Origin of the sequence: Kribbella sp. NPDC051770 (genome assembly GCF_040681455.1) — a bacterium.
GTDB lineage: Bacteria > Actinomycetota > Actinomycetes > Propionibacteriales > Kribbellaceae > Kribbella.
The window spans coordinates 568,059-588,327 of sequence record NZ_JBFAYT010000003.1 but is presented as its reverse complement, the minus strand read 5'-3'; the positions used below and the strand labels follow the sequence as shown (position 1 = coordinate 588,327).

Below are 20,269 nucleotides of genomic sequence, written 5' to 3'. Positions count from 1 at the left end.
CCGGCGACCTGTTGTCGTCGGTCCATCGGCTCGGCGTCTAGGGCAGCGGTTGCCCTCCGGTGACGCCGATCCGCTCGCCGGTGATGTAGCTCGACTCCTGCGAAGCGAGGAACACGTACGCCGGCGCCAGCTCGGCCGGCTGACCGGCCCGTCCGAGGGGGGTGTCGGCGCCGAACTCGTCCACCTTCTCGGCCGGCATCGTTGCCGGGATCAACGGGGTCCAGATCGGGCCCGGGGCAACGGTGTTGACCCGGACGCCCTTCGGCACCAGCTCCTGGGCCAGGCCCTTGGTGAAGTTCACGATGCCCGCCTTGGTGGTGGCGTAGTCGAGCAGGTTCGGCGACGGCTGGTAGGCCTGGATCGACGAGGTGTTGATGATGCTGCTGCCCGGCTTCAGGTGCGGTACGGCGGCCTTGCACAGCCAGAACATCGCGTACAGGTTGGTCTTCAGCACCCGGTCGAACTGCTCGGTGCTGATCTCCTCGATCCCCTCCTGCGCCATCTGGTAAGCCGCGTTGTTGACCAGGATGTCCAGCCCGCCGAGCTCCTTCACCGCACGGCCGACGATCTCCGAGCAGTGCGCCTCCTCGCAGATGTCACCCGCGACCAGCACCGCCGTACGATCCTCGGCCTCGATCAGCTTCCGCGTCTCCTGCGCGTCGGACTCCTCCGACTCCAGGTACGAGATCAGCACGTCGGCGCCTTCGCGGGCGAACGCGAGCGCCACCGCCCGGCCGATCCCGGAGTCACCACCGGTGATCACGGCTCGCTTGCCGGTCAGCTTCCCGGAACCGCGGTAGCTCTCCTCACCGTGGTCAGGTCGCTGATCCATCTCCCCCGTCCGGCCCGGATGCGGGATCTGCTCCGGCCCCTGAGCGTCGGCCCCGGGGTGCTGCGTGGTCGGGTCGCCGGGCTGGTGCTGGTCGGACATCGTCAGGGCTCCTTCGAACGAACGGCGTTGACGCCTGGGCGGTACCCAGGCCGGCGACTCGTAGTCCGCCGGATGTTCCGCGACGGGCGCCCCGGGTACCGGGACCTGGTCCGAGCGACCACCGGAAGGAACGAATCATGACCGAGGACCGACCGCTCGCGCTGGTGACCGGAGCATCGAGTGGGATCGGGCTGGAGCTGGCTCGGTTGTTCGCCCGTGACGGCTACGACCTGGTCGTCGTCGCCGAGGACGACGCCATCGAGTTCGTCGCTCCGACCCTGCGGACCGCGGGCGACCACCCCGTACAGGTGGAGGCGGCCCAGCTGGACCTCGCCACCTCTGACGGCGTACGACGTCTGCAGACTCTCGTCGGTGACTGCTCCCACCGCATTCGACACTGCCGCTGTACCCACTCGGTGCAACTCCCCGGAAGATCGCAATCGTCGTGACGCCGCCACTCGCGAACTGCTGGCTGCCAGAGCTTCCTCGACCGACGACGCCGAGCGTCAGGACCTTCTCGACGAGGCTGTACGCCTCAACCTGGAGATGGCCCGTGGGATCGCCAAACGCTTCCGCGGCCGCGGCGCCGAGAGCGAAGATCTCGAGCAGGTCGCGTTCCTCGGCCTGATGAAGGCGGCTACCAACTACCGCCCCGACGAGGGCGTGCCGTTCATCGGCTACGCCGTCCCCACCATCCGCGGCGAGGTCAAACGCTACTTCCGCGACTGCATCTGGACCGTCCGCATCCCGCGGACCCTGCAGGATCTCCAAACCAGGATGGCCGCGGCTCTACCGCTGCTCGCTCAGGAACTCGGTCGCGAACCGTCACTCGAAGAGGTGGCCGTCCGCCTGAACACCAGCCCTGCCCTCGTACGACGCGCCGAGGCCGCCTACGGCTGCTTCAACGTCGCGTCCCTCGACCGACCGATCAACGACAACGGCCTGGTCCTCGGTGACTGTGTTGCCGACCACCAGGACCCGTCCCTGGACCGCTTCGAGGCCGTCGACATGCTCGCACCGGTCCTCGACGACCTGTCGCCGCGCGACCGCCGGCTGCTGGAACTCCGCTTCATCGAAAACCTGAAACAGGCCGACATCGGCACCGAACTCGGCATCAGTCAGATGCAGGTCTCCCGCCTGCTCCACAAGATCTTCCAGCGCCTACGCACCCGCCTCGACCCGAGTGCGGCAATGATTTGATCACTCGAAAGCGTCGTCGTACGGCGGCCTGTTCGACGGCGGCACGAAGACGCCCACGGCCTGCGCCTTGGACCGAACTGCGTCCTCGGTGCGACCTAGCTCGGCACCGATCGCTTCCGTCGGCGTGTTCATTTCAGCAAGCTCCATGAGCCGCCGCACCTCGTCGTCGCTCCACTCTTCACCGCTGTCCGGTGCCGACTTCGATTCCGCCATCGACCTGCTCCTCCGCTCGAGCGCTTGGACGCTCCGGTACCCAACTCGTCGAACCCGCATCACCTCGGTGACGAAGCGTTCGATCGAGGCGCGGTTGTCGTCGTCGGCCAGCATCAACGCGGTCGACAGTCCGAACCAGCGCTCAGTCAGTTCACCGCGCCGCGATCAACGCTTGTGGTGCTGCTTGTTTGATCCGGGTTCTCAGCCAGGTCAGCTGCTGCGTCGTCTCCTGCTCGCCGGCGTCGATGACGTCCAGCAGTTCCTGGTCGCGCAGGGCTTGGGCGGCCTGCGCGACGACGGTCCAGGTGATGTCCACGAACGACGCCAGCGCGTACAGATCCTGCAGATCACGCAGGAGCCCGACACCGCCCTCGCGGGTCCCGCCGAACTCGGCCGCCTCCAACTCCTGCGGCTCGGAGTCCGCCTGCTCGCCGTACCGCCGTACGACGGACTGCAACGCGCCCGAGTGGTTCGTTGCCTGGTCCCCCAGCACCTTGCACAGGTGCTCGACATCGGGCTCGTCCTGGTGGTGCTCGGCAACCATCCGGAACGCGTCGCCGAGCGACCGCTCCGAGTCCCGCAGCAGCCCGAGGTAGCTCGCGAGATGCATCAGTCCTCCTTGCTCACGCGGACCGCCGACACCTTGAACATCGGTTGCTTCGACACCGGGTCCCACTCGGTCAGCGTAAACTCGTTGGCCGCCGTCGCATCGCCGGTGTCGTTGTCCCAGTGCCCGTAGTGGAACGGCACGAAGACCACGCCGTCGCGCCCCTCGCCGATACGCGCCGAGCCGGCCATCGAACCGCGGGCGGACTCGACCCGCACTTTGTCGCCCTCGGCAACACCGAGCTCGTCGGCGTCCCGCTTCGACAACTCCACCCACACCGACGGCGCCGCGTCCCGCAGCCGCCGCGAGCGACCCGTCTTCGTCCTGGTGTGGAACTGGTACGGCGAACGTCCGGTGGTCGCGATCAACGGGTACGCCGGGGAAATCCACTCCGGCGGCTCGGTGAACTCCGCCGCCTTCAGGAACGCCCGGCCACCCGGCGCCTGAGCCTTGTACTTCTCCGGCGATGTGCTTCCACCGGTGAGCAGATCATGGCCGAAGTCCTCGCACGCATCGGGATCGGTCGGGAACCGCGAATCCCCGTACAGCCGATCGGTCCCGTCCGGTACATCGTCGGTGCACGGCCACGGGATCCCACTGCCACCGCGCAGCCGCTCGTAGGTCAGCCCCGAGTAGTCGCACGGCCGGCCACGACTGCACTCCTTCCACGCGTCGAACGCCTCTTCAGGACCGGCCCAGTCGATCAGCGGTCTCCCGTCGAGATCGCGGAAGTCCATCCGCCGCGCGTAGTCCAGGAAGATGTCCAGGTCGCTGCGGGCCTCCCCCGGCGGCTCGACGGCCTGCTCGGACAGGTGCACGGTACGGCTCGCGTTGGTGAAGGTCCCCTGCTTCTCGCCCCACAGCGCCGCGGGGAGCACCACGTCGGCGTACTGCGCGGTCTCGGTCAGGAAGCCGTCCTGGACGACCAGGAACAAGTTGTCCTGGGCAAGGATCTCCCGGATCCGGGGCAGTTCGGGCAGCGAGACGGCCGGGTTCGTGGCCGAGATCCAGAGGAAGTCGATGGAGCCCTGCTCGACGTAGCGCCACAGCTGCATCGCGTGCGTCGGTGGTGCCCAGTGCGGAATCACCAGCCGATCGACGTTCCAGAGCCGGGCGAGCTCGTCGATGTGGTCCAGGTTCGCCCAGTTGCGAAAGCCTGGCAGGTCGCCGTCGGCGCCGCACTCGCGGGTGTTCTCGGCGGTCGGCTGGCCGTTCATCTGCAGGATGCCGCTGCCGGGCTTGCCGATCAGGCCGCGCAGCAGGTGCAGGTTGTTCACCTGGCAGGACGACGAGGTCGCCTGGTGGGACTGGTAGAAGCCCTGGAGGACCGTGGACAGCACCCGCTCGGACGTGCCGAAGATCTCGGCCGCCCGCCGGATGTCCTCGGCCGGTACGCCGTACAGCTCGGCGACGCGGTCCGGCGGGTACGACGCCACCGTCGCCGCCAGCTCGTCGTACCCGATCGTGTGCGCGTCGACGTACTCGCGATCGATCCAGCCGCGGTCGATCACCTCGTGCAGCAGGCCGTTCATCAACGCCTGGTTGGTCCCCGGCAGCGGAGCGAGATGGACACCGCCGGTCCGGACCGCAACGTCCGCGACCGGCGTCGCGCGCGGGTCGACCGCGACCACGACCGGCGGCTCCGCACCCTCCACCCGGTCGAGCACGCGCGACCACAGCACCGTCTGCGTCGCCGCCATGTTGTGGCCGAACAGGAACAGCGCGTCGCACGACTCGATGTCGTTGTAGCTGCCCGGCTGCCCGTCCGACCCGAAGGTCTCCTTGAGCGCCGCGGCGGCGGTCGCAGTACAGAGCCTGGTGTTGCCGTCCATGTGCGGCGTCCCGAGCCCGGCCTTCCCGATCACGGCCAGCGCGTAGTACTCCTCCAGGAACAGCTGACCCGACGTGTAGAAGCCGTGCGCCAACGGCTGGCGCTTCTTGGACTCCGCGACGATCCGCCCCATGGCATCGTCCCAACTGGTCTCGACCAGGCGATCGCCCTGGCGGACGAGCGGTGTGGTCAGCCGGTCCTGGTCGCTCCACTCGACCGAGCCGTACAAGCCCTTCGGCCCCAGGCGACCGTGGTTAACCCGGTCGTTCGCCCGGCCACGCACACCGACCATCCGGCCGTCCTTCACCGCGATGTCACACGCACACCCGTTGCTGCACAACACACACGCCGACTGCACCCAGCGATCGACATCACCCTCCGCAACCCCGTCCCGGAGGTGTTGATCGACCCGTACCGGCCATTCGGTGTCGCGCGCGTGGGGCGTACGACGGCCCCAGATCTCCGCCACCCTGTCCTGGCTCATGGCAGCGCCGGTACCCCGGCTCCTCGATGCCACACCGCGGTGAGCTGTTCCTCATCGGGCCATTGCAGGCACGCGGGAGCTGATATATGCATGAGTCATGCATGAGAGCAACCTGTGGGCCGCCTGGACGCTGCGCAGTCACGACGTGCTGACCGCGGCCCTGCCCGCAGGGCTGGGATTGCGGGATGCTGCCGCCTTGACGCTGATCGAGAGTCATCCGGAGTGCTCCGTGGACTGGCTCCTGGCGAGGATCGGGCTGACCCAGTCCGGCACGGTCCGCTTGGTCGACCGGCTCGAGGGGCTCGGGTACCTGTCCCGCGCGCGAGCCGGCCGCGGCGTACGGCTGACGCTTCTGCCGGCCGGACTGGACGCCTTGACGGAGTGGAACGAGGCGAGAGAGGCCGCCGGTGAAGACGTGCTCAGCAGCCTCTCACCAGCTGAACGCAAGCAACTGAACACCTTGCTCGGACGAGCGCTGCGCGGCAAGGAGCGCCTGCGCGTGGACGCCGACACGACGTGCCGGCTGTGCGACTGGTCGGCGTGCGCGCGTTGCCCGGTGGACGAGTCGGTGGACACGTCGTGACCGTCACGAGCCGTGCCGCACCCACGGCCCTCCCATCGGCGATGAGGTGGCTGGCCGCCGGGTGGACGCTCGCCTCGACTGCGGACGCCTTCCTCCTGTTCGTGCTGCTGTGGAGCGCGGGGCCGCAAGGCTGGTCCGGTCAGCAGACCGCCCTGCTCGTGGTCGCGATCCGGCTCCCGGCTGTTGCCGGTGGGATTCTGGGCGGACGAGCCGTCGATCGCTTCGGCGCGTTGCCGATGATTCTGCTCGACGCGGTCGCCAGGACGATCCTGATGGCCGCACTGGCCGTCACCTCCTGGGGCGGCGAGCTGCAGATCTGGATCGTGCTGGCCATCGGCGCCGCGGCAGGCACGACGGCGCCCCTCAGCTACGCGGCTGCCCGGACGCTCGTACCGCGGTTTGTCGGCCCCGGCGCTCTCGGTAAGGCCAACGCGATGCTGAGCATCGGCGATCAGCTCCCGCTGCTGCTCGGCGCCGTCCTCACCGGTCCAGCCCTCGGGTTGTTCGGGACCGGACCCGCCTTCCTGCTACCTGTCGCGATGCTGCTGGGAGTGGCAGCCATCGCCGTACGCCTGCGATCGGCTGAACAGCATCTCCCAACGACAGCCAGCGCCGGCCCAGCGCGACGCCGTACCAGGCGACCGCCGCGGGTGATCGCGTTGATCGCCCTCTCGGTCGTCTACTACTTCACCTACGGCCCGTACGAGACGGTCACGCCGTACTTCGTCCGCGACCACCTCGGATCAGGTCTCGGTGGCTACACCCTCATCTGGTCACTGTTCGGCGCGGCCGCCTTGCTGACACTCCCCCTCGCCGCCGGCCTCTCGCGGCACCGCCCCGGCGTCGTCAACGCGGTCGGAGCCATCATCTGGGGCGCGCTCATGATCCCGCTGGCCTTCGTGCACGACCTCCCGATCGCGGCCATCGGCTTCGCGATCAGCGGCGCGATCTGGGGCCCGTACTCCGCCATCGAGACCACCGCTCTGCACCGCTGGACCGACCCCGCCGACCACGGCCGGATCTTCGGCACCCAGCGGGCCCTCCTCGCGATCGCCGCGCCGTTGGGCGCAGCCGTCGGTGCCTTGGGCATCGATCACCTCTCCCCTGCGGCGATCCTCGCGATCTCCGCCACCGCGTGCGCCCTCGCCGGCCTCGCCGCACTCACGATCCGCGACCTGCGCCGCTCGCGCTGATCACCTGCGGCAACGGCTGCTCGCCGGTGACGCAGAGTCCGAGGAGTAGCCGAAACAAGCGTTTACCAGGTGGGTACTTCGGCAGCGACGTTCTGACCGCGGTCCAGGGAAGCGGCCGCGCCGTGATGAATCCATCGCGAGGTCACGATCATGCTCACGCTCTCCACTTTCGACGGCACCGACGTGCCCACCCACTGCTCCACCGCCGACGACCGCGCCCGCCGCGACCAGGCCACCCGGGAGCTCCTCACCACCAGAGCCGCAACCACCGACGAGGCTGAGCGCCGACGGCTGCTGGAGCAAGCCGTCGAGCTCAACCTCGAGCTCGCCCGCGGGATCGCCCAGCGCTACCGCGGGCGCGGCGCGGAGGACGAGGATCTCGAACAGGTCGCCTTCCTCGGCCTGATGAAAGCCGCCGCCGGCTACCGGACCGACACCGACGTCCCGTTCATCGGGTACGCCGTACCGACGATCCGCGGCGAGGTGAAGCGCTACTTCCGCGACTGCACCTGGACCGTCCGCATCCCCCGCGGCCTCCAGGACCTGCAGGGCAAGATCGCCCGCGTCCTGCCGATCCTCACCCAGGAGCTCGGCCGCGAACCCGACCTCGACGAGATCGCCGTACGGCTCAACGTCAGCCCGGCCGACATCCGCCAGGCCGAGTCCGCCCGCGGCTGCTTCAACGTCATCTCGCTCGACCGCCCGGCCGGCGAGACCGACCTCCCGCTCGGCGACTCCATCGCCGACGCCGAGGACCCCTACCTGCACCACTTCGAGACCGTCGACATGCTCGGTCCGATCCTCGACGACCTCGCACCGCGCGACCGCAGGATCCTCGAGCTGCGCTTCATCGAGAACCGCAAACAAGCCGACATCGGCACCGAGCTCGGCATCAGCCAGATGCAGGTCTCCCGCCTGCTGAGCAGGATCCTCGCCGATCTCCGCGTCCGGCTGGCTCCCACCACGGCCGCCGCCGCCTGATGCCGACGCAGTCGTGAACGGAACGTCCCGGGCGCCGGAGTGGCGTCCGGGTACCGGTTGGTCGTTCCGTGAAAGGCTGGGCACCTATGACCGACAAGGCCGCGCTCCTCGCGAGGCTCGCCACGCTGACGGCCGCGAACGCCGGCCGTGACCACCTCGCGCTGCGGCTCGGATCGGCGTACCAGCTGATCCTCGGCGGCGACGGCGCCGCGATCACGGTGGCGAACGACTCGGTCAACCGTACGACGCTCTGCGCCACGACCCCGGCGGCGGACCGGCTGCAGGATCTCCAGGACATCACCGGCGAAGGACCGTGCCGCGACGCGTACCGGACGGCCCGGTCCACGGTGGCCCGGCTGGGAGACGGTGCCCGGCGGACGTGGCCCGAGTTCACCCGGGCCGCGCTGCAAGCGGTCGGGCCGGTCACGATGTACTCCTTCCCGATGCAGCCGGGCGGGCACACTGTGGGAGTGATCAGCGTGTACGTGACCGACGGACGCTCCCTGCCCGAGTCGGACGACACCGCACAGTTCCTCGCCGACACGATCGGCGCGGCGCTGCTGCAGGACGGGCCTCCGGCCGAGCTCAACGGCGACGGCCCGTGGACGTCGCGGTCGCGCATCCACAACGCCACCGGCATGGTGGTTGCACAGCTGCGGGTTCCACCGGCCGACGCTCTCGCGATCCTCCGCGCCCACGCCTACGCGACCAGCCGGACGCTGGCTGAGGTGGCCGAGTCGGTCATCGACCGCACCATCGACTTCAGAGAAGGTAGCGATGACCGCTGATGGCCTTGCCGGCACCTCGGACCGCGCCGTGGAGGAGCTCGCGACCGCCGCCTCGACGCTGGTGGCCCGCCACGACGTCATCGGGACGGTGACCGGTGTCCTGGCCGGCTGTGTGCGTTCCGTCAACACCGAAGCGGCCGGGATCGTGGTCGCGCACCCTGACACCGGCGTACTGGACTTCCTCGCGGCGACCAGTCACCGAGCCGAGCAGCTCGAGCTGTTCCAGGTTCACGAGGGCGGCGGACCGGCCGCGGAGACGATCCGCGACGGCGCGGCGATCACCGTGCGTGCCGACGAGTACGACGAGCGCTGGCCGGACGTCGCGGCCGCGCTGCACGACCAGGGAGTGTCCGCGGTCCACGCGCACCCGATGAAGTGGCAGGACACGACACTCGGCGCGCTGAACCTCTTCTTCACCCGGCACCCGGTCCCCGCGTCGATCGACGCGATCGCGCACGCCTTCTCCGACCTGGCGACCCTCGCCATCGTCGTCTTCCGTCGCGGGACAACACCGGTACGGCGTCCGGGCAGGACACCCTGGCCGCCGGGCTCAGCCGGATCGCCCGGACGCTGCAGAGTCTGCGCAAACCCGAGGACGTCCTCCAGGAGATCGTCGCCGGCGCGATCAGTCTCATCCCCGGCACCGCCGAGGGCTCGATCAGCCGGGTCGTGCGCAAGCACGCCATCGAGCACCGCGCCGCCTCCAGCGACCTCCCGGTCCGCATCGACGCGCTGATGCTCGCAGTGGGTCAGGGGCCGTGCCTCGACGCGGTGTGGAAGCAACGAACCGTCCGGGTGGACGACCTGCTCACCGACGAACGCTGGCCGAAGTTCTCCCGCGCGGCCGCCACGCTCGGCGCACGCAGCATGCTGTCGTTCCAGCTGTTCGTCGAGAGCCACAACCTCGGCGCGCTCAACCTGTACGGCGCGCGCCCGCACGCGTTCACCGACGAGTCCGAGCACGTGGGGCTGCTGTTCGCCACCCACGCCGCGATCGCCTTCGCCGACGTCCAGAACGCCGACAACCTCGAGTCCTCGATCCAGAGCCGTGGCGACATCGGCACCGCGATCGGCATCCTGATGGAGCGCTACGGACTCGGCCCCGACCGCGCGTTCACGGTGCTGACTCGCTTCAGCCAGCAGTCGAACCGCAAGCTCCGCGACATCGCCGAAGAGATCGTCAACGGCACCGGTCAGCGCTCGTGATGGGATCGGTCGCGCGAACACCCCTTCGCCTGGTGAGGCGAAGGGGCCGTCAGGGGTACGCGGCGGTCAGGGGCCGACCCGAGGGGTCATCATGTCGTTGCCGCTGAGGCTCTGGTCGCGCGGTACTTCGTACTGGTAGAGCTCCCAGTGCTCGACGATCTTGCCGTTGTCGACGCGGTAGACGTGCATGGCGATCACCGGGGTCGGGGTGATGTTGCGCAGGCGCGCGTGGACGACGACCTCGTCGCCTTCGGCCATGATCAGGCCGGGCTCGAAGGTGGCGTCCGGCGGGAGGGCGAGGATGGACTTGCGGAGCTGCACCAAGCCGCTGGGGGTGAGCGGGTCGTGCTGGGTGTACGGCTCCTTGTAGTAGCGGGGGATGATGCTGAGGTTGCGCTTGACCATGGTTTCGTTGAGGGCGGTGGCGACGATGCGTTCGTTGTCGTGGCGATTCGGCTTGCTGGGCCTGAGGCGGGTGACCATCGGGTTCCCGTTGGCGGACTCCGAGGCGGGTACCTCGGTCATGACGACGTCCCACTGCTCGACGATCTTGCCGCGGTCGAAGCGGAAGACGTCCATCACGATCTGCGTGACCGGGCCGCGGCCGGTGACCCTGGAGTGCAGCATGACGAAGTCGTCGTCCGCGATCACCTTGAACACGTCGTACCGCAGCTTGGGCTTGTTCCGGATGAACTGCTTGAGGCCAGTGGCGCCGTTGGCCATCTCCGGGCTGTGCTGGACGAACGACTGTCGGAAGTAGCGATCGACGGCTCTGAGGTCGTGCCGGTTGAACAACTCGTGCACCACCGCCTTCGCCACCTGTTCGTTCCGGATCTCCTGCCAGGTCACCGGGTTCGGCACGCGGGACGCCGAGGCGACGGTCGGGCTCGCTGTCATCAGAAGGGTCATCGCTGCTGCAATGGTTGCTTTGAGCTTCATGTTGAGAACCTAGGTGCGCCGCGCGCGGCTTCCGTCGTACTGGCTTGCCTGGGTTTGTCAGTCCTACTGCCGCGGCGGACGGTCGGCCGGGAGCGGTAGCAGGCGGATGCAGCTGATCACGACGACGACACCGATGACGACGTGCATGATCATCAATGCGATCATCGCGCCCCAGCTGGTGCCGGCCATCGAGTTGTTGAAGCCGACGATGAAGTCGGGTGTCCAGCTGGTCGATACCACGGCGGGTACCAACTGGCGCAGCAGTCGCCGCGGGCGGGTGGCGCGGGCGCGGACGACGGCCCAGCCTGCGAAGCCGGCCAGGACGCCGATGACGGTCCAGGGCGTGTAGGTCTGCAGGTCCAGAGGGACGAAGTCCGGGGAGGCTCCGGCCGCCCGGGCGATTCCCGCGACCGCCGTGTTGAGGGCGGTCGAGAGCAGAGCGGCTCCAATGATGCCGGCCGTGATCGCGGCGGCGGAGCTACGGGCAGGACGGACGACAGCTTGACCGGTCATGGGCCTTCTCTCTTGGTGTGGATCGAATCTGGATCAGCCCGCGTTGCCCTGGGCAACGATGGCGGCCATGGTGCGGCCGGACATCCGCCGTGACATCGATGCGGGCAACTTGTTGAGCAGCCGGGCGGCCAGACCCGGCGTGACCTCGATGTCACCGGCCTTGAGGCCCTTGAGCGCGGCAGAGACGCTGGCGGACACCGTCGTACCGCCGGTGTCGGGAACGGACCGGCGGTTCTGCAGCTCGGTTCGGGTCGGTCCGGGCGTCAGGACCGTGAGGTTGATCCCGCGGTCGGCGAACTCGGAGTGCAGGCCGCGGGCGAGCGTGTTCGTGTAGGCCTTCGCGGCGGCGTGCGCGGCCAGCCACGGGATGCCGTTCTCGGCGCCGGCCGCGCCGACCAGCAGGACTCCGCCGCGACCACGAGCCGCGAGCCGCTGACCGAACTCGTGAGTCAGTACGAGGTGGCTGCCGGCATTGAGCTGCCACGAGTCGAGCGCAGGTTGCAGGCTGCGGCCGAGGAACTCGCCGGGGACCAGGTCGCCGGCGTTGGACACGAGCAGCCCGACGTCGAGGTCTTCGGTTGCTTCGAGCAACCGGCCGGGGCCGTCAGGATGGCTCAGGTCGGCGACGACGGCCCGGTGGCGTACGCCGTACTCCCGCTCGAGCTGCGATCCGAGGTCGGCCAGCGCCGCCGAGCGGCGGGCGGAGATCACGACGTCGAGGCCGTTCGCGGCCAGCTGCCGGACGAACTCGCGGCCGATGCCGGCCGAGGCCCCGGTGACGACAGCCCACGGGCCGAACCTGTCGGCGGGTACTTCGATGTGTGTCACGTGGTCGCTCCTGGTGTTCTTCGTGCGGCCCTGACCGGGCCGGGTGTTCAGAGGTAGCTGACTCCGGTCAGCTGTTCGGCCGCGCTCCACAGGCGTCTGCCGACGGCAGGGTCGGTCGCTTCGGCGCTGAACCGTGCAGTCGTGACGGAACCACGCAGCTCGCCTGGACCGGACGGCCCGAAGAACTGGCCGCCTCGCACTGCCGGACTGGTCGCGGCGTGCAATTGGGGCGCCGCGCCGCGCTCGGCAGACTGGGCACCGAGCAGCACCGTCGTGGAGACCAGCCGCCCGAAGAGGCCGCGATGCTGCCAGGCCTGCGGAGTCAGATTGGTCCGGGTGAGTCCGGGGTGGGCCAGCACGCTGAGCACCGATGACCGGGTGGCGCGCAGGCGGCGGTCGAGCTCGATGCCGAAGACCGTGGAAGCGAGTTTCGACCGGCCGTACGCGGCGGTGCCCTGGTAGTCCCGTTCGGACATCAGGTCGGCGAAGTCCAGGTGCGCGTTGCGGTGGGTGAGCGAGCTGACGTTGACCACACGCGCGGCCGGTCCGGCCCGGAGGTTGTCCAGCAGCAGTCCGGTGAGCGCGAAATGGCCCAGGAAGTTCGTGGACAGCTGCAACTCGAAGTCGTTGTCGTCCGTACGGCGAGGGCCGAGCAGCATCGTGCCGGCGTTGTTGATCAGCAGGTCCACGACGGGATGGTCGGTGGTGACGCCGTCCGCGAAGGCCTTGACCGACGGTGTGGACGAAAGATCCAGTGGCCGAACCTCCACTTCGCCCTGGATTCCGCGGGCGGCCTCCTGGCCCGCGACGACGTTGCGCACGGCAAGGACCACTCGCGCGCCGCGGCCGGCCAGTTCGCGGGCGGTGACCAGGCCGAGTCCGGAGTTGGCGCCGGTCACGACGGCCACTCGGCCGCTTTGGTCGGGAAGGATCGAGGTCATGTCACGAAGCTAGGGACGCGCACGCGCGGCTCCGTCGTACTGGATTCCCTAGGTTTCCTCGTCCTACCTTCCTGAAGGCCGGAGTTGGCACACTGGACGGCATGACGCACCCGTACGCTCGTGAACTCGGCGAGTTCCTCCGTGCCCGGCGCGATCGGCTGCGTCCGCAGGACGTCGGGCTGGAGCCGGGCGGCCGCCGCAAGGTGTCCGGGCTGCGGCGGGAGGAGATCGCGCTCCTGGCCGGGTTGAGCACGGACTACTACCAGCGGATGGAGCAGGGCCGGGAGATGCGCCCGTCCGACGAGGTACTGACCGCGCTGGCCGATGCACTCGACCTCGACGAGGACGAGACCCGGCACTTCTTCACTCTGGCCCGCGCCGCCCGGCAGCCGATGCCGGACCGTGTCGACCGGCGACCGGAAGGGGTGCCGACCAGCACCCAGCGGTTGCTCGCGGCAATCGACGTACCCGCCCTGGTCCTCGGCCGCCACCTCGACGTCCTGGAGTGGAACGTCGCCGCCGAGGCGCTGTTCGGTGACTTCGGCGACTACCCGCGCGATCGGCTCAACCTGCTGATGCTGATGTTCGACGACGTCCACGTCCGCGAGTCGGGCTGCCAGGACTGGGAATCCCAGGCCCAGCAGTACATCGGACTGCTGCGGGCCTCCGTCGCGACCGATCCCGACCATCCCCGGGCCCGAGCGGTCGTCGGCGAGCTGAGCATCCGCAGCGCGGACTTCCGTCGCCTTTGGGCCCTCCACGACATCAGCACCACCACCAGCGGACACGGAACCTTCCACGCCCCCGAGGTCGGCGACCTCACCCTCGAGTGGGACACCTACCCACTCCCCGGCAGCCCCGGCCCGATGCTCCTCGTCTTCACCGCCGAGCCCGACAGCCCCGACGCCGACCGGCTCCGCCTGCTCGCGTCCCTGTACGCCGGCCGCCTACGCGGCGACCGCTGAGCACCGGATCGGTGCTCAGCGGCCCGGGAGCGGTCAGCCGTTGGCGCGGCTGGTGTTGATCGAGCCGTTCACGCCGGCCGGGAAGAAGCCCCCCTTGGTGGCCTTCTTCGGGGTCAGGTAGACGACGTTCAGGACCTGGTCGGCGCCGCGGCTGAACGCGATGCCGTTCGCGTCGGTCGGGACGACGTTCGTCTTGCCCTTGAACGTGACGCCCTGGTCCAGGTCGGTCTTGCCGTCGAGGCTGTCGCGGGCGTTGGAGATGGCCACCGAGGGAACCTCCAGACCGGCCGCGACCAAGCTCGTGCGGATGTTGGCCGCGTGGTACGCCTCGACCGCGAGGATCCCGGCCGCCGCCTCCAGGTACGTCTTGTTGGAGATCAGCGGAGCAGCACCCTTGTACGCCGTGACACCGACGTCCTCGAACACGTACGCCGCGAGCAGGAAGTTGTTCTCGTTGGCGTAGGCGTCGAACTTCTGCCCCGGCTTGATCAGCCCGGCGGCCGTCGCCGCCGCGGTGAACGCCGCGTCGATGTCGATCGCCGGCCGCGCCACCGCCGCCCCACCGAGCGCCTTGCGCAGGAACCGGACGTGGGCGAGCTCGTCGGCGGCGATCTCCTCGGCGTACGCCTTGACTGCCTTGGTCTGGAACTTCACCTTCCGGCCACCGCGCACGGCGCCCGGCTTGCCCTTGCCGAGCACCTCGGTCGCCGCGAGGCCGTACCCGCGGACGGCGCGCAGGTAGAACTCCGCCTCCAGGTACTCGAGGTTGAGCGCGAAGTTCAGGACAGCACCGTCGCTCGGCTGGCTGCCGTGGTGGTCCTCGTGGCCGAGCCCGAGGTCGAGGTCCAGGCCCAGCGGGCCGGTCTCGGCCGCCGCGGGGTTCAGGACCCCGCCGGCGAGCAGGCCGCCGCCGGCCAGGCCCGCGCCGACGGTGGTGACTCCCGCCGCGCGGAGGAACTTGCGCCGGTCGACGCCGTTCTCGGCGCTGCGGTCGATCGCGTTACGGATGAACAGTTTGTCGAACATGTGCGGAGACTCTCCGATGTTCCGGTTCGCCCAGCTGTTCCGCCGGGCAGTGGATTGACGATCCATCGAGATCAACGAACCAACCCGCCGAAAGCCACTCCGTCGTACCGAACCGCCTGATCCGTGGCAGGTCGTTCTGCACCACCTGGCCGGCACCGCCCGCAGGGATCGTCAGGCCGCGGACGGCACCAGCACAGGGCCGACCGGCGGACGGCCCCGCCTGGACGCGACAGCCGACGTACCGAATCAATTGACTCAGGCAACGTCTGCTGCCGGCGTACAGTTGCCGGCCGCCGATCGACGCAGGTGCTTCGGAGCCGGGCAGCGAGCAGATGGGTCAGCCGCGCAAGGTGAGTACGATCAGTACGACGTTCAGCGCACTGACCGCCGCTGCGACCAGGCAGGCCGCGACGGTGGTGATCGGCCGGTTCACGATCGCGCCCATCACGCGCTGTGAGCCGGTCAGGCGCACGAGCGGCCACAGCGCGCACGGGATGCCGAAGCTGAGCACCACCTGGGACACGACCAGGGCACGCGTGGGGTCGATGCCGATGGCCAGTACGGCGAGCGCCGGAACCAGGGTGATCAGCCGGCGGGCCACGACAGGTACATGACGCCGCAGGAACCCGTCGAGGATCACCGAGCCGGCGTACGTGCCGACCGACGACGAGGCGAACCCGCTCGCGAGGAGCGCGAGTGCGAACAGCAGCGCAGGCGTCTCCCCCAGCCGTACGCCGAACGCCGCGTGGGCGTCGCTCAGGCTCTCGACGCCGCTTCCGGTGAGCGCGGCCGCGGCGACGACCACCATCGCCAGGTTCACCGCGCCGGCCAGAGCCATCGCGATCGCGACGTCGACGCGGGTCGCCTTGAGGACGCGTTCGCGGCCGCCCGGCGTACGGAGGGTCTTGCCGTGGCGGTCGGTGATGAGCGAGCCGTGCAGCCAGATGGCGTGCGGCATGACGGTCGCGCCGAGCATGCCGGCGGCGAGGACGAGCGAGTCGGTGCCGTCGAGGCGTGGAACGAGACCGCCGGCGACGCCTGCGGCCGACGGTGCAGCTTCGATGGTGGAGACGACGAAGCCGACCAGGACCACCGCGAGCAGGCCGATGATCGCGGTCTCGAACGGACGCTGGCCACGGCGGGACTGGTAGATCAGCAAGCCGAAGGACACGACACCGGTGATCACGCCGCCCAGCAGCAGCGGGATGTCGAACAGCAGGTTGAGCGCGATCGCGCCGCCGACGACCTCGGCGAGATCCGTGGCCAGTGCGACGAGCTCGGCCTGTCCCCACAGGCCGAACACGACCGGGCGCTTGAAGTGGTCGCGACACAGCTGCGGCAGCGTCTTGCCGGTCGCGATGCTCGCTTTCGCGGCGAGGTACTGGACCAGTACGGCGAGGAGGTTCGCGCCGACGACGACCCAGCACAGCAGGTAGCCGTAGTCGGCGCCCGCGGCGATGTTCGTGGCGAAGTTGCCCGGATCGACGTAGGCGACCGCCGCGACGAACGCCGGGCCGAGCAGCAACAACCCCGAACGGTTGAGTCCACGCCGCAGCGGGGCGGGTGCGTACATGAGCGGGCCTTCCGGTCGCGAACACGTCCGGGGGCCTTCGGAGCGACGGTCCGGCCGGATCGGCGACGACACGAATTCGCTGCCGTGGAAGAAAGTTCGGTCATCGACCCATCCGGTCCGCGGCGGCGCTCCGAAGCCCGTGCTGATTCCGTCGTGAGGAGATGGTCGGAAGTGCGAGCCTGGAAACCTGTCTGGCGATGGGTCGGCGCGAGCGTCGGATTCGCCGTCCTGGTAGCGGTTGGTGTGGTTCTGTTCGGTTCGCGCGACTCCACCTCACCGGTCAGCGACGCACCAGCGGCCCGCCCCAACGGGTCACCGAGCGCGACACCGTCGACAGACGGTGACGACGAGGCGCTGGTCAACCGGATGCTGGACCAGCTCCGCGAGGGCAAGCCGGTCGAGCCGCAGTTCGCGGCCGGGGACAACCCGGCGGCCGGCGTACCGATCGAAGCCATCAAAGCCAAGCCCGGCGAGCAGCTTCGGCTGGGCCGGCTGCAGATCCCGAAGCTGGGCGTCGACCGGGTGCTGAACAACGGCGTCGACGAGCCCGCGCTGGTGAAGGGTGTCGGGCACTGGCCCGGTACGCCGTTGCCCGGTGCCGTCGGCAACAGCGTGATCAGCGGGCACCGGGTCACCAACGGACAACCGTTCCGGTACCTCGACCGGCTCCGCGCCGGTGACCCGATCACGGTCACGGTCGGCGCGAGGAGCACGACGTACAAGGTCGTGAAGACGACCATCGTGCCGCAGGAGAAGTACGTCCCGTTCGTCCTGCGCAAGCCGGCGCAGCCGGGCGCCAAGGTGCTGACCTTGTTCGCCTGCAACCCGGTCACCGCCCACTACCAGCGCATCGTCGTCGAGGCGCGTGCCGCCTGAGGAGGTTGGTGTCCCCTGCACTCTCCAGCGACACCCCGGGGCGACCGTCCCGGACCGGATGCGGTCAAGGAGAAAGTTCATGGGTATCAAGTCACTGTTCGGGGGCCGTCCGGTCCTCGAGTTCGCCGACGAGCACAGCCGGCGCAGCTTCCTGCGCAACGCCGCCCTGATCGGCGTCGGCGTCACCTACGTGGCCACCCGGCCCGGCGATCCCGTTGCCTTCGGCAACGCTGATCGCGGGTTCGGCACCGACGCCGCGAAGAGCGATCTGGACATTCTGAACTACGCGCTCACCCTGGAGTACCTGGAGTCGGCGTTCTACACCGCCGGGCTGAAGGCCAACCTGCTGAAGGGTCGCGAGCAGGAGCTGATCGACCCGATCCAGCAGCACGAGGCCGACCACGTGAACGTGGTACGGACGACGATCACCGACCTCGGCGGCCGTCCCGTCGCCCAGCCGAAGGTCAAGTTCCCGGCCGGCACGTTCGCGAGCAGGGCCGCGTTCCTGAAGACCGCGGCGACCTTCGAGGAGCTCGGCGTGAAGGCCTACCACGGTCAGGTCACGCTCGTGAAGAACCCCGACCTGCTCGCGGCCGCGGCCTCGATCGCCGGTGTCGAGTCGCGGCACGCCGCGATCATCGCCCAGATCAGCGGCGGGAACCCGTTCCCGGCGCCGATCGAGGCCAACCTCGGGATGGGTCCGGTCCTCAAGGCCGCCATGCCGTTCATCGCGAAGTGAGAGGAGCCACCGATGACTGACACCACTGCAGACCTGATCCACGGCAACGCGTCCGCCGTACCGGCCGGCGTCGCGATCGGTGCCCTGAACAACGGGTTCCACCTCGTGTCGGCCAAGGACTTCGGCAACGACCTCGAGGTGCTGAACTACGCGCTCACGCTGGAGTACCTGGAGGCCGAGTTCTACCGCCAGGGCAACGCGGCCAACCTGGTCTCCGGCAAGGAGAAGCAGTACCTGATGCAGATCGGCGCCGACGAGGCCTCGCACGTCGCGACCCTCACCGCCACTATCCAGAAACTCGGCGGTACGCCGGTCGGCGCACCCGCGGTCGACTTCGGCGGCGCCTTCGAGTCCCGCAAGTCGTACCTGACCACCGCGCACATCTTCGAGAACAAGGGCGTCGGCGCCTACCTCGGCGCGGCCGGCTTCGTGAAGGACAAGATGATCCTGCAGGCCGCGGCCGGCATCTTCGGCGTCGAGGCCCGGCACGCCGCGGTCGTCGGCAACTTGCTCGGCCTGAAGGCCGAGGGCGGCGTCTACAACGGCTCGTTCGAGAAGCCCGCGTCGAAGACCAACGTGCTCACCGCGGTCGCGCCGTTCCTGGTCGACCCCGACAAGGTCGTTGCCGCGATCACCTACTGACCTGGGGGCGGTCCCGGCACCAGGTGAGATGGTGCCGGGACCGTTGTCCTTTCACAGCTGGGCTGAGCTCGCGCGCAGGACGTATCACTGCCGATCCGCTGGACGAAAGCATTTGCGTGATCGTGAGATAGCTGTTGCCCTACACCCCTTTCTCCGTACGGTTTCAGTCGACCTCCGCAGCAGCGGTGGGTCGTCTCACAACCTCAGGGGAGAACATGTTCATCCTTCGCCGAGTTGCCGTCGCCACCGTTTCCACCGCGGGCCTCCTCGCGGTCGGCGTGTCCATGCCCACCTCGGCCGCCGCGGCAACCACGGGAACCGCGGCCGTCGACTGCGAGGTGTCCCCGAACGGCTCGACGGGCCTCCTTCGTTGCTACAGCGGCCCTGACGGCACGTCGCAGTTCCGGGCGATCGTTCAGTGCGAGAACGGCTCCTACCAGTACGGGAACTGGAACCCCTTCGGCAACTTGACGTCGGCAAGCTGCCCGGCGGGCACTGGGATCGTCACCCGCATCCTCGCAGAGTTCCGGTAAGTACCCCTGCTGAAGCGGCCGTGACAGACCAGCACTGAACGGCTGCCCGGGCCGCGGCCTGGACAGCCGTCAGGGTCTCTCGCGACCGCGACTCTGATTCCCAACTACGTCGATGGAGAGATGATGAGGACTCGCGCACTTGCTGTCGCCGCAATCGTGGCCATCGCGCCGTTGATCACGGTCGGCCAGGCCGCTGCCGCGCCCCCGACCGCCGACCTCGAGGTCGGCGACACGGTGACGCAGGTCTTGGACGGCAAGACAGCGTCCTACACACTCGTTTCCGAGAAACCGAACTGGGGACAGCGCGTCCGCCTGTGGCGCAACACGTCCACCGGCAGCCTGCATGGACAGATCGCGTTTTCCAAGCCTGGCGACGCCGTCTGGCTGTCGGGCCCCGGTTGTCCCGGCTCCTACTGCAACGTGGCCTACGTGCCAGCCGGCAGCACCGAAGCGAGCACCGCCTCGGTCAGCAGGTCCGTCGACGTCTGCGGGCAACACCGCTACAGCGACCTCCCCGGCACCACCACCGTGTGCACCTGCATCGTCTGCAAGACCGAGCCACGCGAGGCGGCAAGACGTCCTGCGGCAACAGCCCCAGTCGCTCGCAACACTCGCAACGCCGACTCCCGCCTCGCACGGTAACCGGCAAAGTTCGACAAGCTGGGTGGAGTGTGACT

24 protein-coding genes are annotated in these 20,269 nt (G+C 69.0%); 14 read left to right on the top strand and 10 right to left on the bottom strand.

The window, feature by feature from the left end; all coding sequences use genetic code 11:
- Positions 1 to 37: 37 nt before the first annotated feature.
- Positions 38 to 931 (bottom strand): SDR family oxidoreductase, encoded by an 894-nt coding sequence (locus AB0M01_RS14160; RefSeq protein ID WP_363669183.1) that lies wholly within the window; start codon positions 929 to 931, stop codon positions 38 to 40.
- 137 nt (positions 932 to 1,068) lie between these two features.
- Here AB0M01_RS14160 and AB0M01_RS14155 point away from each other — a divergent pair, with 137 nt between their 5' ends.
- Positions 1,069 to 1,380 (top strand): SDR family NAD(P)-dependent oxidoreductase, encoded by a 312-nt coding sequence (locus tag AB0M01_RS14155; protein WP_363669181.1) that lies wholly within the window; start codon positions 1,069 to 1,071, stop codon positions 1,378 to 1,380.
- Positions 1,304 to 2,131 carry a sigma-70 family RNA polymerase sigma factor gene (locus tag AB0M01_RS14150; RefSeq protein ID WP_363669179.1) on the top strand — a complete coding sequence of 276 codons (828 nt, stop codon included), beginning with the start codon at positions 1,304 to 1,306 and terminating at the stop codon, positions 2,129 to 2,131. Before AB0M01_RS14155 ends, AB0M01_RS14150 begins: the two co-directional genes overlap by 77 nt.
- Here the strand turns inward: AB0M01_RS14150 and AB0M01_RS14145 are convergent, their stop codons facing one another.
- Genes AB0M01_RS14145 through AB0M01_RS14135 form a run of 3 tightly spaced genes read right to left on the bottom strand, consistent with a single transcriptional unit; the run spans position 2,132 to position 5,266 of the window.
- Entirely contained in the window at positions 2,132 to 2,458 is a 327-nt protein-coding gene (locus tag AB0M01_RS14145; protein WP_363669177.1) for a hypothetical protein, read from the bottom strand. It lies immediately after the preceding gene.
- Between the two features lie 37 nt (positions 2,459 to 2,495).
- On the bottom strand, positions 2,496 to 2,954 hold the full coding sequence (locus AB0M01_RS14140; RefSeq protein ID WP_363669175.1) for a hypothetical protein: 459 nt from the start codon (positions 2,952 to 2,954) through the stop codon (positions 2,496 to 2,498).
- Entirely contained in the window at positions 2,954 to 5,266 is a 2,313-nt protein-coding gene (locus tag AB0M01_RS14135; protein WP_363669173.1) for a molybdopterin oxidoreductase family protein, read from the bottom strand. The genes AB0M01_RS14140 and AB0M01_RS14135 overlap by 1 nt, the downstream gene beginning before the upstream one ends.
- Before the next feature lie 97 nt (positions 5,267 to 5,363).
- Between AB0M01_RS14135 and AB0M01_RS14130 the strand changes: the two genes are divergently transcribed.
- From AB0M01_RS14130 to AB0M01_RS14105, 6 genes are all read left to right on the top strand, one after another.
- Positions 5,364 to 5,849 carry a MarR family winged helix-turn-helix transcriptional regulator gene (locus tag AB0M01_RS14130; protein WP_363669171.1) on the top strand — a complete coding sequence of 162 codons (486 nt, stop codon included), beginning with the start codon at positions 5,364 to 5,366 and terminating at the stop codon, positions 5,847 to 5,849.
- Positions 5,850 to 5,890: 41 nt separating this feature from the next.
- On the top strand, positions 5,891 to 7,042 hold the full coding sequence (locus tag AB0M01_RS14125) for an MFS transporter (RefSeq protein WP_363669169.1): 1,152 nt from the start codon (positions 5,891 to 5,893) through the stop codon (positions 7,040 to 7,042).
- 150 nt (positions 7,043 to 7,192) lie between these two features.
- Positions 7,193 to 8,023 (top strand): sigma-70 family RNA polymerase sigma factor, encoded by an 831-nt coding sequence (locus AB0M01_RS14120; protein WP_363669167.1) that lies wholly within the window; start codon positions 7,193 to 7,195, stop codon positions 8,021 to 8,023.
- A gap of 86 nt (positions 8,024 to 8,109) precedes the next feature.
- Positions 8,110 to 8,811 carry a GAF and ANTAR domain-containing protein gene (locus tag AB0M01_RS14115; RefSeq protein ID WP_363669165.1) on the top strand — a complete coding sequence of 234 codons (702 nt, stop codon included), beginning with the start codon at positions 8,110 to 8,112 and terminating at the stop codon, positions 8,809 to 8,811.
- Positions 8,801 to 9,547 carry a GAF domain-containing protein gene (locus AB0M01_RS14110; protein ID WP_363669478.1) on the top strand — a complete coding sequence of 249 codons (747 nt, stop codon included), beginning with the start codon at positions 8,801 to 8,803 and terminating at the stop codon, positions 9,545 to 9,547. The genes AB0M01_RS14115 and AB0M01_RS14110 overlap by 11 nt, the downstream gene beginning before the upstream one ends.
- The gene (locus AB0M01_RS14105; protein WP_363669470.1) at positions 9,436 to 10,017 is read left to right on the top strand and encodes a GAF and ANTAR domain-containing protein; all 582 of its coding nucleotides are present in this window, start codon (positions 9,436 to 9,438) and stop codon (positions 10,015 to 10,017) included. Before AB0M01_RS14110 ends, AB0M01_RS14105 begins: the two co-directional genes overlap by 112 nt.
- A 66-nt stretch (positions 10,018 to 10,083) precedes the next feature.
- On the opposite strand, the gene AB0M01_RS14100 is transcribed toward AB0M01_RS14105, so the two are convergent.
- The 4 genes from AB0M01_RS14100 to AB0M01_RS14085 all read right to left on the bottom strand — a co-directional run bounded on the left by AB0M01_RS14100 (position 10,084) and on the right by AB0M01_RS14085 (position 13,238).
- Positions 10,084 to 10,956, bottom strand: a complete 873-nt coding sequence (locus AB0M01_RS14100; RefSeq protein ID WP_363669163.1) for a nuclear transport factor 2 family protein — start codon at positions 10,954 to 10,956, stop codon at positions 10,084 to 10,086.
- A 63-nt stretch (positions 10,957 to 11,019) separates the two neighbouring features.
- Positions 11,020 to 11,469, bottom strand: coding sequence for a DUF6069 family protein (locus AB0M01_RS14095; RefSeq protein WP_363669161.1), 450 nt, complete (start codon positions 11,467 to 11,469; stop codon positions 11,020 to 11,022).
- 33 nt (positions 11,470 to 11,502) lie between these two features.
- Positions 11,503 to 12,297, bottom strand: coding sequence for an SDR family NAD(P)-dependent oxidoreductase (locus AB0M01_RS14090; RefSeq protein ID WP_363669159.1), 795 nt, complete (start codon positions 12,295 to 12,297; stop codon positions 11,503 to 11,505).
- Positions 12,298 to 12,344: 47 nt separating this feature from the next.
- Positions 12,345 to 13,238 carry an oxidoreductase gene (locus AB0M01_RS14085; RefSeq protein WP_363669157.1) on the bottom strand — a complete coding sequence of 298 codons (894 nt, stop codon included), beginning with the start codon at positions 13,236 to 13,238 and terminating at the stop codon, positions 12,345 to 12,347.
- Between the two features lie 101 nt (positions 13,239 to 13,339).
- Between AB0M01_RS14085 and AB0M01_RS14080 the strand changes: the two genes are divergently transcribed.
- Positions 13,340 to 14,203 carry a helix-turn-helix transcriptional regulator gene (locus AB0M01_RS14080; RefSeq protein WP_363669155.1) on the top strand — a complete coding sequence of 288 codons (864 nt, stop codon included), beginning with the start codon at positions 13,340 to 13,342 and terminating at the stop codon, positions 14,201 to 14,203.
- A 33-nt stretch (positions 14,204 to 14,236) separates the two neighbouring features.
- On the opposite strand, the gene AB0M01_RS14075 is transcribed toward AB0M01_RS14080, so the two are convergent.
- Together AB0M01_RS14075 and AB0M01_RS14070 are read right to left on the bottom strand one after the other, a co-directional pair.
- Positions 14,237 to 15,229, bottom strand: coding sequence for a ferritin-like domain-containing protein (locus AB0M01_RS14075; RefSeq protein WP_363669153.1), 993 nt, complete (start codon positions 15,227 to 15,229; stop codon positions 14,237 to 14,239).
- A 337-nt stretch (positions 15,230 to 15,566) separates the two neighbouring features.
- Positions 15,567 to 16,802 carry an Nramp family divalent metal transporter gene (locus tag AB0M01_RS14070; RefSeq protein ID WP_363669151.1) on the bottom strand — a complete coding sequence of 412 codons (1,236 nt, stop codon included), beginning with the start codon at positions 16,800 to 16,802 and terminating at the stop codon, positions 15,567 to 15,569.
- Positions 16,803 to 17,045: 243 nt separating this feature from the next.
- Here AB0M01_RS14070 and AB0M01_RS14065 point away from each other — a divergent pair, with 243 nt between their 5' ends.
- The 5 genes from AB0M01_RS14065 (at position 17,046) to AB0M01_RS14045 (ending at position 20,234) form a co-directional block, all read left to right on the top strand.
- Positions 17,046 to 17,678, top strand: a complete 633-nt coding sequence (locus AB0M01_RS14065) for a class E sortase (RefSeq protein WP_363669149.1) — start codon at positions 17,046 to 17,048, stop codon at positions 17,676 to 17,678.
- 79 nt (positions 17,679 to 17,757) lie between these two features.
- Positions 17,758 to 18,417 carry a ferritin-like domain-containing protein gene (locus AB0M01_RS14060; protein ID WP_363669147.1) on the top strand — a complete coding sequence of 220 codons (660 nt, stop codon included), beginning with the start codon at positions 17,758 to 17,760 and terminating at the stop codon, positions 18,415 to 18,417.
- A gap of 12 nt (positions 18,418 to 18,429) precedes the next feature.
- Entirely contained in the window at positions 18,430 to 19,059 is a 630-nt protein-coding gene (locus AB0M01_RS14055) for a ferritin-like domain-containing protein (protein ID WP_363669145.1), read from the top strand.
- A gap of 215 nt (positions 19,060 to 19,274) precedes the next feature.
- Positions 19,275 to 19,592: a hypothetical protein gene (locus tag AB0M01_RS14050; RefSeq protein ID WP_363669143.1), complete on the top strand. Its 318-nt coding sequence runs from the start codon at positions 19,275 to 19,277 to the stop codon at positions 19,590 to 19,592.
- Positions 19,593 to 19,715: 123 nt separating this feature from the next.
- Positions 19,716 to 20,234 (top strand): hypothetical protein, encoded by a 519-nt coding sequence (locus AB0M01_RS14045; protein WP_363669141.1) that lies wholly within the window; start codon positions 19,716 to 19,718, stop codon positions 20,232 to 20,234.
- The last annotated feature ends 35 nt before the right edge of the window (positions 20,235 to 20,269 follow it).

Coding starts and splice junctions, on each gene's coding strand:
- AB0M01_RS14160 (WP_363669183.1), bottom strand. CDS start 931: ATGTCCGACCAGCACCAGCCCGGCGACCCGACCACGCAGCACCCCGGG.
- AB0M01_RS14155 (WP_363669181.1), top strand. CDS start 1,069: ATGACCGAGGACCGACCGCTCGCGCTGGTGACCGGAGCATCGAGTGGG.
- AB0M01_RS14145 (WP_363669177.1), bottom strand. CDS start 2,458: ATGCTGGCCGACGACGACAACCGCGCCTCGATCGAACGCTTCGTCACC.
- AB0M01_RS14140 (WP_363669175.1), bottom strand. CDS start 2,954: ATGCATCTCGCGAGCTACCTCGGGCTGCTGCGGGACTCGGAGCGGTCG.
- AB0M01_RS14135 (WP_363669173.1), bottom strand. CDS start 5,266: ATGAGCCAGGACAGGGTGGCGGAGATCTGGGGCCGTCGTACGCCCCAC.
- AB0M01_RS14130 (WP_363669171.1), top strand. CDS start 5,364: ATGCATGAGAGCAACCTGTGGGCCGCCTGGACGCTGCGCAGTCACGAC.
- AB0M01_RS14125 (WP_363669169.1), top strand. CDS start 5,891: ATGAGGTGGCTGGCCGCCGGGTGGACGCTCGCCTCGACTGCGGACGCC.
- AB0M01_RS14120 (WP_363669167.1), top strand. CDS start 7,193: ATGCTCACGCTCTCCACTTTCGACGGCACCGACGTGCCCACCCACTGC.
- AB0M01_RS14115 (WP_363669165.1), top strand. CDS start 8,110: ATGACCGACAAGGCCGCGCTCCTCGCGAGGCTCGCCACGCTGACGGCC.
- AB0M01_RS14110 (WP_363669478.1), top strand. CDS start 8,801: ATGACCGCTGATGGCCTTGCCGGCACCTCGGACCGCGCCGTGGAGGAG.
- AB0M01_RS14100 (WP_363669163.1), bottom strand. CDS start 10,956: ATGAAGCTCAAAGCAACCATTGCAGCAGCGATGACCCTTCTGATGACA.
- AB0M01_RS14095 (WP_363669161.1), bottom strand. CDS start 11,469: ATGACCGGTCAAGCTGTCGTCCGTCCTGCCCGTAGCTCCGCCGCCGCG.
- AB0M01_RS14085 (WP_363669157.1), bottom strand. CDS start 13,238: ATGACCTCGATCCTTCCCGACCAAAGCGGCCGAGTGGCCGTCGTGACC.
- AB0M01_RS14080 (WP_363669155.1), top strand. CDS start 13,340: ATGACGCACCCGTACGCTCGTGAACTCGGCGAGTTCCTCCGTGCCCGG.
- AB0M01_RS14075 (WP_363669153.1), bottom strand. CDS start 15,229: ATGTTCGACAAACTGTTCATCCGTAACGCGATCGACCGCAGCGCCGAG.
- AB0M01_RS14070 (WP_363669151.1), bottom strand. CDS start 16,802: ATGTACGCACCCGCCCCGCTGCGGCGTGGACTCAACCGTTCGGGGTTG.
- AB0M01_RS14060 (WP_363669147.1), top strand. CDS start 17,758: ATGGGTATCAAGTCACTGTTCGGGGGCCGTCCGGTCCTCGAGTTCGCC.
- AB0M01_RS14055 (WP_363669145.1), top strand. CDS start 18,430: ATGACTGACACCACTGCAGACCTGATCCACGGCAACGCGTCCGCCGTA.
- AB0M01_RS14050 (WP_363669143.1), top strand. CDS start 19,275: ATGTTCATCCTTCGCCGAGTTGCCGTCGCCACCGTTTCCACCGCGGGC.
- AB0M01_RS14045 (WP_363669141.1), top strand. CDS start 19,716: ATGAGGACTCGCGCACTTGCTGTCGCCGCAATCGTGGCCATCGCGCCG.